The sequence below is a fragment of the Spirillospora sp. NPDC049652 genome, from assembly GCF_040675125.1.
Classification (GTDB): Bacteria; Actinomycetota; Actinomycetes; order Streptosporangiales; family Streptosporangiaceae; genus Spirillospora.
Genome location: NZ_JBFAOF010000206.1, coordinates 1 through 9,516 on the forward strand (window position 1 = coordinate 1; position 9,516 = coordinate 9,516).

The window sequence follows — 9,516 nt, forward strand, 5'->3', positions numbered from 1 at the left end:
GCACGGTGACCGTCCGGCCGCGCGCGACGGCCTCCAGGCACGGGTCGACGTAGGCCATGTGCCAGCGGCTGTAGCGGCCGGGGTACTCCATGCCGGAGCTGAGCACGCCGCCGCGCCGCTCCCCCACGGCGGCGACGAGCGCGTTGAGCACATCGGACTTGCGCTCGGAGTCGACCGGGGCGGCCACACGGCGCACCCGCACTCCCCCGGCGGTCACGAACTCGCTGGTCAGCGGCTTTTGCTGGACGGTCTCCACCGCGGTGGCCCCTCGTCTGATCAAGGCCCCGGCACCGGTGGGAACGCGAAAGGCGACCGCCGGTGAGGGGCGATCGCCTGGTCGTCGAACGTGCGAAATAACCGGCGCCGCCTCAGCGGCGCCACCACCACTGGCGGTGGACGTCGGTTCGCATGCGCCGAGCGTACCCGGTCGCGCGCCGTGACCGCCACGTCCCGCCCGGAACACGCCGGTGGCCCGTCCGCCAGACCGCCGGGACCCGCCCGCGCCACCGCCCGGACGGGGTTCTGCCCGCGCGCCGTTCCTGGCAGGATGGACGCAAGGGATCACTTACTCACCTGTGCGGGAGGACGGCATGACCTCCACCGGAACCGGGCGCGCCAACACCGAGTTCGAGCTGCGCGGGGTGAACCACCTGGCGCTGGTGTGCCGCGACATGAAACGGACCGTGGACTTCTACCAGGGCGTCCTCGGAATGCCCCTGATCAAGACGATCGAGCTGCCGATGGGCTGGGGGCAGCACTTCTTCTTCGACTGCGGCGGCGGCAACGCGCTGGCGTTCTTCTGGTTCCCCGACGCGCCCGAGGCGGTGCCCGGCGTGTCGGCGCCCAGGAACCTCCCCGACCGCGGCGAGCTGCTGTCGGCGGTCGGCTCGATGAACCACATCGCCTTCGACGTCCCACCCGAGAAGCTCGAGGAGTACCGGGACAAGCTGGTCGCCAAGGGCATCGACGTCGGCGTCCTGCTGAACCACGACGACAGCGAGTTCGGCGTCGCCAAGGACGTCCACGACGGCGTCTTCGTCCGCTCCATCTACTTCAAGGACCCGGACGGGGTGCTGGTCGAGTTCGCCTGCTGGCTGCGCGAGCTGGACCGGCCCGAGGACGTCCGGCACGAGCCCCGCACCGCCGCCGACCGCACCGTCTGACCGGCCCGGCCCGTTCCGTTCCGGCCCCGCACCCCACCGCACCGCACCGCACCGCACCGCCGAAGGAGAAGCCCGATGCCCCGACTCCGCCAGGTCCCCCGCGCCGAGCTCCGGGAGCGGGGCGACGAGCTGGCGCTCTTCTTCTACGACCGGCTCTTCGGCGAGGACACCGACCCGACCGGGGGAAGTCCCACGGCGACCGGGTCGCCCGGGACGTGGTGGACGACGTTCGCCCTCGACCAGGCGATCTTCAAGCACTGCGTCAAGGGCTTCCAGGTGTACCGGGGCGTCCGGCTGGACCCGGTGCTGCGGGAGCTCGGGCAGACGCGGGCCGGATGGGCGCGCGGGAGCCAGTTCGTGTTCTCGCAGCACTGCAAGCAGATGCGGGCGCTCGGCGTGCCGGACGAGAAGGTCCAGGCGGTCGCCTACTGGGAGGTGTCGGACCTGTTCGACGAGCTGGAGCGGGCCGTCCTCGCCTACGCGGACGCGCTCGTCCTGAACGGCGGCCGGGTCCACGACGAGGTGTTCGCGACCCTCCAGAAGCACCTCCCGGACGAGCAGATCCTCGAACTGACCTACGTGACCTGCCTGTACGAGATGCACGCCACGATGGCGCGGGCCCTGCGCGTCGAGTTCGACGACCGGGACGACCCGATCGTCGAGGTCCCCGCCCCGGAGGGCTACGGCACCCGCGACATCGCCGACGACGTCGCGGGCGGCCGCCCGGCGGGCGGCTGACCCCACCGCCGGGCCAGATCACGCCCTCCGGGCCCACCGGCCCGCGATCCTCCTCCTGACCAGGCGTTTCACATAGTGGAACGCTCCACTCAGTCGTGCCGAGTCCGAGACCCGACCGTAATCGGACAAGCAGTAGGCTTCCGCCCACCCATCCCAGGTCAGGGGCTGTCTCACCTTTCGGACAGTCCCGGACGGCCCCGATGCGACACGACACGTGCGCGAGGAGGAGACCCCCCTTGTCCCCGAAGGCCCCACCCCCCGAACCCCCGGAGGCGGCCGCGCCCACCCGGCGCCGCTCGGACCACCACCCGCTCAACTGGCTGCTGGTCGTCCCGGTCGTCGTTCCCCTGCTGACCCTGCTGTTCAACCACGACGGGCCCCGGATCGGCGGATTCCCGGCGTTCTACTGGATGCAGTTCGCCTTCATCCCGCTCGGCGTCATCTGCACGGCCGTCGTCTACCAGGCGACCAAGCGCCGGAAGGGGGATGACCGGTGAAGGGCCACATGACCGAGTTCGTCGTCTTCGCGGTCCTGTTCGTGCTGGTCAGCGGCATGGGCTTCGTGGCGGCGCGGTGGCGGCGGCCGGAGAGCATGCACAGCCTGGACGAGTGGGGCCTCGGCGGCCGCTCGTTCGGCAGCTGGATCACCTGGTTCCTGATCGGCGGCGACCTCTACACCGCCTACACCTTCGTCGCCGTCCCGGCGCTGGTGTTCGGCGCGGGCGCGGCCGGCTTCTACGCCGTCCCGTACACGATCGTGGTGTACCCGCTGGTGTTCCTGGTCCTGATCCGGCTCTGGTCGGTGTCGCACCGGCACGGGTTCGTGACCCCGGCCGACTTCGTCCGGGCCCGGTTCGGCTCCCCGACGCTCGCGGCCGTCGTCGCCGTCACCGGCATCGTCGCGACGATGCCCTACATCGCGCTGCAGCTGGTCGGCATCGAGTCAGTGCTGAAGGCGATGGGCGTGAACGGGCACTGGCCGATCCTGATCGCGTTCGGGATCCTGGCGGCCTACACCTACCAGTCGGGGCTGCGCGCGCCGGCGCTGATCGCCTTCGTCAAGGACGCGCTGATCTACATCGTGATTATCGTGGCGGTCCTCTACATCCCGTCGAAGGTCGGCGGCTGGGGGAACATCTTCGACACGGCGCAGGCCAAGTTCGCCAAGTCCCCCGCGCCGAGCGACGGCGTCCTGCTGGACGGCACCAACCAGCTCAACTACGCGATGCTCGCGCTCGGCTCGGCGCTGGCGCTGTTCCTCTACCCGCACAGCATCACCGGCGTCCTGGCCAGCAAGAACCGGGACGTGATCAAGCGGAACATGGCGGCGCTGCCCGCCTACAGCTTCGTGCTCGGCCTGATCGCGCTGCTCGGCTACATGGCGATCGCCGGCGGCGTGAAGCCGCTGACGAGCGACGGCAAGCCGGACACCAACACGGTCGTGCCGGTGCTGTTCGACAAGATGTTCCCGGACTGGTTCGCGGGCGTGGCGTTCGCGGCGGTCGGGATCGGCGCGCTGGTCCCGGCGGCGATCATGTCGATCGCGGCGGCGAACCTGTTCACCCGCAACATCTACAAGGAGTTCTTCCACAAGGACGCGACCGACAAGCAGGAGGCGGTCGTCTCCAAGCTGGTCTCGCTGCTCGTCAAGGTCGGCGCGGTCGTCTGCATCCTGGCGCTGGACCCCGAGTTCTCCATCGACCTGCAGCTGATCGGCGGCGTCATCATCCTGCAGACGCTCCCGTCGGTCGGCCTCGGCCTGGTGACCAACTGGTTCCACCGGGGCGGGCTGATCGCCGGCTGGCTCGCGGGCATGGCGGCGGGTCTGTGGATGCTGTACGAGATCCCGAACCCGGCCAAGGGCAAGGAGCACTTCGGCGGCTCGGCCTACAAGCTGAGCGAGCTGGGCCTGGACACCAAGATGACGATGTACGTCGGCATCCTGGCGGTGCTGGTGAACCTGGTCGTGGCGGTCGTCGTCTCGCTGGTCCTGAAGGCCTCAGGCCTGAAGGACGGCGAGGACGCCACCACGCCGGACGACTACACGGCCGACGAGGACGACCCGAGGGTGCGCGATCTGGAGCTCTCCTCCAGCACGTGACCCTGACGCCTCGGCTCTCCGTGTGACCACGTGGACCCGGCCCGGCCCTCGCTCCCGGGGGCCGGGCCGTCGCGTTTCCCCCGAGCGCTCTCCGCTCCGCCGAGGGCGGGGGACGCTCGCGGGGCTGGTCAGTCCTCGATGTAGCGGGGGTGGGCGACGGCCAGCTTGTCCCGGACCATCGCGGTCAGGGCCTCCTTCACCTCGGCGTACCGGTCGTCCAGATCGCCGTCGCGGATGGCGGCGGCGAGCGCCGCGTCGTCGGGGAAGCCCAGGTCGCGCAGCCGCGCCCGGTGCCGTTCGGCGTGGTCGGCCCCTTGGTCCAGCTCGCGTTCGACGATGCCGAGGACGTTGATCGCGACGAGCGCGTGGAAGCGGGTGCGGCCCTCCAGCCCGGCGAGGACGTCCCGCTCCAGGAACTCGCGGACGGCGGCGACCAGTTCGGCGGGCCCCGGAACGTCGTGCGGTGACGGCATCGCGCGCCTCCCCCTCCTGGGACAGAATGCGATTCTAGGAGGTGGTCGGATGAGCTTCGAGGTTCCCGCGTCGGTGCGTCCCGTCCGCGACGCCGTGCACGCCTTCATGACCGAGCGGGTCGAGCCCGCCGAGCCGGTGCTGCGCCGGGGCGGCGCGGAGGCCCGGGGGACGATGGCCCGGCTCCAGCGCGAGGCGAAGGCCGAGGGGCTGTGGGCGCTCGGGCATCCCCGGGAGCTGGGCGGGGGCGGGCTGCCGTTCCTGGACTACGTGTACGTCAACGAGGTGCAGGGACGCAGCGAGTACGGCCAGGTCGCGCTCGGCACGTTCACGTTGCAGGACTCCCTGATGCTGCACCGGCACGCCGGCGCGGCGCAGCGAAAGCGGTTCCTGGAGCCGCTGGTGCGGGCCGAGATCTTCCCGAGCTTCGCGATGACCGAGCCGGGCGTGCCCGGCTCCGACCCGACGCGGATCACCACGTCCGCGACGCTGGAGGACGGCCAGTGGGTGATCCGCGGCCGCAAGTGGTTCACCACGTTCGCCGACCGCGCCGCCTACACGACCGTCATGTGCCGCACCGAGCCGGAGGCGCCGCCGCACCGGGCGTTCAGCATGATCCTCGTCCCGACGGACACGCCCGGCTACACGATCGTCCGCGACACCCCCGTCCTCGGTCTGGACGGCGGGCACTGCGAGGTGCTGTACGACGAGGTCCGGGTGCCGGGCGAGAACCTGCTCGGGGAGCGCGGGCACGGGTTCACCATCGCGCAGGAGCGCCTCGGCCCCGGCCGGATCTTCCACTGCATGCGCTTCCTCGGGCAGGCTCAGCGCGCCTTCGACCTCATGTGCGAGCGGCTGAACTCCCGCGCGGCGTTCGGCGGTCCCCTCGCCGGCAAGCAGCTGATGCAGCAGCACGTCTTCGACTCCTACGCCGAGATCCAGGCCGCGCGGCTGCTGACCCTGCACGCCGCGCACCGCATCGACCAGGGCGACCAGGCCCGGGTGGAGATCGGCGCGGTCAAGGTGGTGGCGGCGCGGATGCTGACCGCGGTCCTCGACCGGGCGATCCAGGTGCACGGCGCCCAGGGCCTCACCCCGGACACGCCGCTGGACGAGATGTACCGGCACGCCCGCGCGGGCCGGATCTTCGACGGGCCCGACGAGGTGCACGTCACGACCACGGCCCGGCGCCTGCTGCGCGAGTACGCCGACGGCCGCGGCTGGGAGTTCGCCCTGCGCTGACCCCTGCGCGCCCCCGCGCCTGCCCCCGGCGCCGGCCTCCGCCCGGCGCCGACTCGGGGCCGGTGGGACGAGGTCAACCTCGCGGTGCTGTCCGATAGCGGACGGACGCCGGGGCCTGCGGATTCCGGGGTGGCCGGATCAGGGCGCGGGGAGATCGCCGGGACCCGCCTAATAGGCAGGTTACTTTCCTGTTCATGTCGCAGCCAGCCCTGAGAAGACCGCCCCGGACGGCGGTGCTCGTTCCGGCCGCCGCCCTCGCGGCCGCCGGAGCGGCGGTGCTCGCGCCCGCGCCCGCGTCCGCCGCCTGCCACCCGGATCCGCGTGCGCTCCAGATGACGTGGCAGCCGGTCGACCACACGGTCACCGACGCCGTCTACTTCCGTGCCCGGCTCACCCTCGACGACCACGACCGCCGGTGCGGGCTCGGGTCGTCCGGGTGGGCCATGTACTTCACCTCCGTCCGGCAGCCCGCGGCCGTGCTGTCCGGGACGGCCGGCGACGTCGGCCGCAAGCAGCTCGCCGACCAGGGACTCAGCGTCGCGCGCGCCGACCGGGCGCAGAGCGGCGACTTCTACGTCCTCAAGCCGACCGCGGCGTTCCGGCCGGTCAAGCCCGGCGAGCGCCGCACGATCGACTTCAACATGGAGCTGTGGGCGCTCCAGAAGACCGACGCCCCGGCGGGATGGAGCATCTCCTACGACGGCGGCACGCCGCGCTGGGTGCCCGCCAAGTCCCTGCTCGACCCGACCGACCCCAAGCAGACCAAGGCGTTCAGCGGCGACAACCGGCCGGTGCAGGACGCCGCCCGCCGGTACGCCGACAACACCTCGACCAGGCTCTCGCTGACGCTGCAGCAGAGCATCGTGCCGCAGCCCCTGTCGGCGAAGGCGTCCGGCGGGACGGTCGCGATCGGCGGCGGCTCGGACGTTCGCGCCCCCCGGAGCCTGGAGGGCGAGGCCGGGTACCTGAAGTCGGCACTCCGCGACCTCACCCGGGCCCGCGGCGTGCCGATCACGCTGCGCACCGACCCGAAGCTGGACGTCGACCACGACGGCAAGCCGGACGCCGAGGGCTACACGCTCTCCACCACGTCCGGCGTCCAGATCACCGGGACGGACGCCGCCGGGGTGCTGCACGGCATCCAGACGCTGCGGCAGCTCGTCCCCGCCAAGGACTACCAGGCCGCGGCGGCCGGGCACGGCGGCGGCGCGGCGCGGGTGCCGCGCGCGGTGGTCGCCGACGCGCCGCTGTTCTCCTTCCGCGGTCTCGCCATCGACGTGGGCCGCCACTTCGAGAGCCGGCAGACGATCCAGAAGTTCCTGGACCTGATGTCGTTCTCCAAGCTGAACAAGCTGCACCTGCACCTCACCGACGACGAGGGCTGGCGGCTCCAGATCCCCGGGCTGCCGGAACTCACCGGGTTCGGCGCGCACCGCGCGTTCGACCCGGACGAGAAGAACGCGCTGCACCAGGGCATGGGCTCGGTGAACGACCTCGGCGGCGGGGACGGCATCGCGGGCAAGGCCCGCAACCAGACCCAGGCCAACCTCGGCCGCCCCCCGGCGTACCAGGGGTACGAGCCGGACGTGCTGAACTTCGTCGGCAAGGGCAGCGGCTACTACTCGGTGGCCGACTTCCAGACGATCCTGCGGTACGCCAAGGCCCGGCACATCGAGGTCATCCCCGAGTTCGACTTCCCGGCGCACGCGCGGGCGGCCGTCCAGTCGATGGAGCGCCGCTACAGGAACAGCGGCGACGCCACGTACCGGATGCTCGACCCGGCCGACACCTCGCACCACGTGAGCGTCCAGGGCTACACCGACAACATGGCGAACCCGTGCCTGCCCGGCACCTACCGGTTCCTGAGCAAGGTCGTCGGCGAGGTCAAGAAGATCTACGCGGGGGCGGGCGCGCGGCTCGGCCGCATCAGCCTCGGCGGCGACGAGCCGCCCGGCGCGCCCGACACCTGGTGGTCCGGCTCGCCCGCCTGCAAGAGCAACCCCGAGACGGCGGGCAAGGGCGGCGAGGAGCTGAAGAACCTGTTCTTCAGCAAGTGGAACGACATCGCCCGCACCGCCGCGCCGCAGACCTCCGGCTGGGAGGACATCACCGACCCGACCACCCCGTTCCGGCTGAAGGGCTTCACGCCGCTGCCGTGGCAGAACGTGTGGGGCTGGGGCCGCGAGGACTGGGCCTACCGGTTCGCCAACGCGGGCACGCCGGTGATCCTGGCGCACGCCACCAACCTGTACATGGACCTCGCCTACAACAAGGACCCGGACGAGCCCGGCTACTACTGGGCCGAGTACGTCGACGAGAAGTCCACCTTCACCTACCAGCCGTTCAACGTGTACGCGAACGCGACCGAGGACCGCTGGGGCAACCCGATCACCCCGAACCCGTCCTGGACGAAGCTGACCGCCGAGGGACGCAAGAACATCCTCGGCATGGAGGCGCAGCTGTTCGGCGAGAACGGGATGACCCCGCAGCTGCGCGAGTACCAGGCCTTCCCCAAGCTGCTCGGCGCGGCCGAGCGGGCGTGGAACCGGAACACCCCGTCGCCCGAGCGGATGCCCGCCGCGTGGAACGTCTTCACCAACACGCTCGGGCAGGTCACCTTCCCGCTGCTGTCGTCGTACCGTCCGGTCGGGCTGCCGGGGACCGGGGTGAACTACCGGATCCCGTTGCCCGGCGCGAAGATCGACGGCGGGACGCTCAGCGCCAACGTCCGCGACCCCGGGCTCGCGATCGAGTACTCCACCGACGGCGTCCGGTGGAAGGGGTACCCGGGGCCCGTCCGGGTCGGCGCGTACGCCCTCACCCGCACCCGCGCGGTGGACGGCCGGACCAGCCGGATCTCGCCGGTGGCCGTGCCGGGGTGGAAGCCCGGCGACTCCTACCGGCCGGGTGCGCTGGTCGCCTACCAGGGTGAGCTGTTCCGGGCGGTGCGGCCGGGGTCCGGCCAGGCCCCCGACGTCTCACCCGCCGCCTGGCGGCTGATCCAGTAGCCCGCTGATCCAGTAGTCCGCTGATCCGGGGGTCATGCGTGCGCCCCGGACGGTCATGCCGGCCGGGGCGCACGGTAAAGACTTCACCGGTCCCCCCTTGAGCCCGCGCGCGCCGGGAAGACCCGACGTGACCGGAGAAGCACTTCGGTCACCACCGCATGTTTCGGGGGGAACCGTGCGCCACGTGACCGTCCGCCACACCACCGCCCGCTCCGGGTCCGCCCGGAGCGGGCGCTCGCGCTCGGCGGCCGCCCGCTCGTCACCGGTCCGGAGGGGGGCGGCGGGAGCGGCCCTGGCCGGGGCCGTGCTCGCGGGCGGTGTGGTCCTGTCCGGCGGCCCGGCCCGCGCGGACGATCTGGACGTGTCGCCGGGCGTGGTGCGGCCCGGCCAGTCGATCACCGTGTCCGGGGGCTGCCAGACCACCGACCGGTACGTGACCATCACGGGCGCCGCACGCGGCAAGGGCGTGGTGAACGACGGCTGGTTCAGCGTCCGGGCCACCCCGAACAGGACCGGCGACGGCCGGTACACGATCACCGCGAAGTGCATCACGTCCAACTACTCGCAGAACGGCGCGTACCGGATCGGGAAGCGGCACGCCGGCCGCGAGCGGTACGAGCACCACCGCCCGTACGGCGGGGCGATGACGGGCGGCGGCGGCACGCAGGGGCCGGACGTCCGGTGGACCGGCCTCGGCCTGCTGATGCTCGCCGGCGCCGCCGGGATCGGCGGGGTCGCGCTGAAGCGGACGCGGGCCGCCCGCGCCCGCGCCTGACCCCGAGCCGCATGCCCG

Annotated in this window: 8 protein-coding genes and 1 pseudogene; 7 read left to right on the forward strand and 2 right to left on the reverse strand. The window is 72.0% G+C overall.

Features of this window, described 5'->3' with window-relative positions; all coding sequences use genetic code 11:
- A pseudogene (locus tag AB0J52_RS15990) lies at positions 1 to 280 on the reverse strand (anthranilate synthase component I); the annotation flags it as partial.
- A 310-nt stretch (positions 281 to 590) separates the two neighbouring features.
- On the opposite strand from AB0J52_RS15990, the gene AB0J52_RS15995 reads away from it, so the two are divergent.
- From AB0J52_RS15995 to mctP, 4 genes are all read left to right on the forward strand, one after another.
- Positions 591 to 1,163: a VOC family protein gene (locus AB0J52_RS15995; protein WP_500182337.1), complete on the forward strand. Its 573-nt coding sequence runs from the start codon at positions 591 to 593 to the stop codon at positions 1,161 to 1,163.
- Positions 1,164 to 1,238: 75 nt separating this feature from the next.
- Entirely contained in the window at positions 1,239 to 1,901 is a 663-nt protein-coding gene (locus AB0J52_RS16000) for a carboxymuconolactone decarboxylase family protein (protein ID WP_500182338.1), read from the forward strand.
- A gap of 236 nt (positions 1,902 to 2,137) precedes the next feature.
- Positions 2,138 to 2,398 (forward strand): DUF3311 domain-containing protein, encoded by a 261-nt coding sequence (locus tag AB0J52_RS16005; RefSeq protein WP_500182339.1) that lies wholly within the window; start codon positions 2,138 to 2,140, stop codon positions 2,396 to 2,398.
- Positions 2,399 to 2,406: 8 nt separating this feature from the next.
- Entirely contained in the window at positions 2,407 to 4,002 is a 1,596-nt protein-coding gene (gene mctP / locus AB0J52_RS16010; RefSeq protein WP_500182340.1) for a monocarboxylate uptake permease MctP, read from the forward strand.
- A 128-nt stretch (positions 4,003 to 4,130) separates the two neighbouring features.
- Here the strand turns inward: mctP and AB0J52_RS16015 are convergent, their stop codons facing one another.
- Positions 4,131 to 4,475, reverse strand: coding sequence for a DUF6285 domain-containing protein (locus tag AB0J52_RS16015; protein WP_500182341.1), 345 nt, complete (start codon positions 4,473 to 4,475; stop codon positions 4,131 to 4,133).
- Between the two features lie 49 nt (positions 4,476 to 4,524).
- On the opposite strand from AB0J52_RS16015, the gene AB0J52_RS16020 reads away from it, so the two are divergent.
- From AB0J52_RS16020 to AB0J52_RS16030, 3 genes are all read left to right on the forward strand, one after another.
- Complete coding sequence (locus tag AB0J52_RS16020) at positions 4,525 to 5,715, forward strand: acyl-CoA dehydrogenase family protein (protein WP_500182342.1); 1,191 nt, start codon at positions 4,525 to 4,527, stop codon at positions 5,713 to 5,715.
- Positions 5,716 to 5,909: 194 nt separating this feature from the next.
- Entirely contained in the window at positions 5,910 to 8,723 is a 2,814-nt protein-coding gene (locus tag AB0J52_RS16025; protein WP_500182343.1) for a family 20 glycosylhydrolase, read from the forward strand.
- Positions 8,724 to 8,907: 184 nt separating this feature from the next.
- Positions 8,908 to 9,498 (forward strand): hypothetical protein, encoded by a 591-nt coding sequence (locus AB0J52_RS16030; protein WP_500182344.1) that lies wholly within the window; start codon positions 8,908 to 8,910, stop codon positions 9,496 to 9,498.
- Positions 9,499 to 9,516: the final 18 nt, after the last annotated feature.

What these genes read in the sequence shown, in the direction of transcription:
- AB0J52_RS16015 (WP_500182341.1), bottom strand. Translation starts at nt 4,475, where the DNA reads ATGCCGTCACCGCACGACGTTCCGGGGCCCGCCGAACTGGTCGCCGCC.
- mctP (WP_500182340.1), top strand. Translation starts at nt 2,407, where the DNA reads ATGACCGAGTTCGTCGTCTTCGCGGTCCTGTTCGTGCTGGTCAGCGGC.
- AB0J52_RS16025 (WP_500182343.1), top strand. Translation starts at nt 5,910, where the DNA reads ATGTCGCAGCCAGCCCTGAGAAGACCGCCCCGGACGGCGGTGCTCGTT.
- AB0J52_RS15995 (WP_500182337.1), top strand. Translation starts at nt 591, where the DNA reads ATGACCTCCACCGGAACCGGGCGCGCCAACACCGAGTTCGAGCTGCGC.
- AB0J52_RS16000 (WP_500182338.1), top strand. Translation starts at nt 1,239, where the DNA reads ATGCCCCGACTCCGCCAGGTCCCCCGCGCCGAGCTCCGGGAGCGGGGC.
- AB0J52_RS16020 (WP_500182342.1), top strand. Translation starts at nt 4,525, where the DNA reads ATGAGCTTCGAGGTTCCCGCGTCGGTGCGTCCCGTCCGCGACGCCGTG.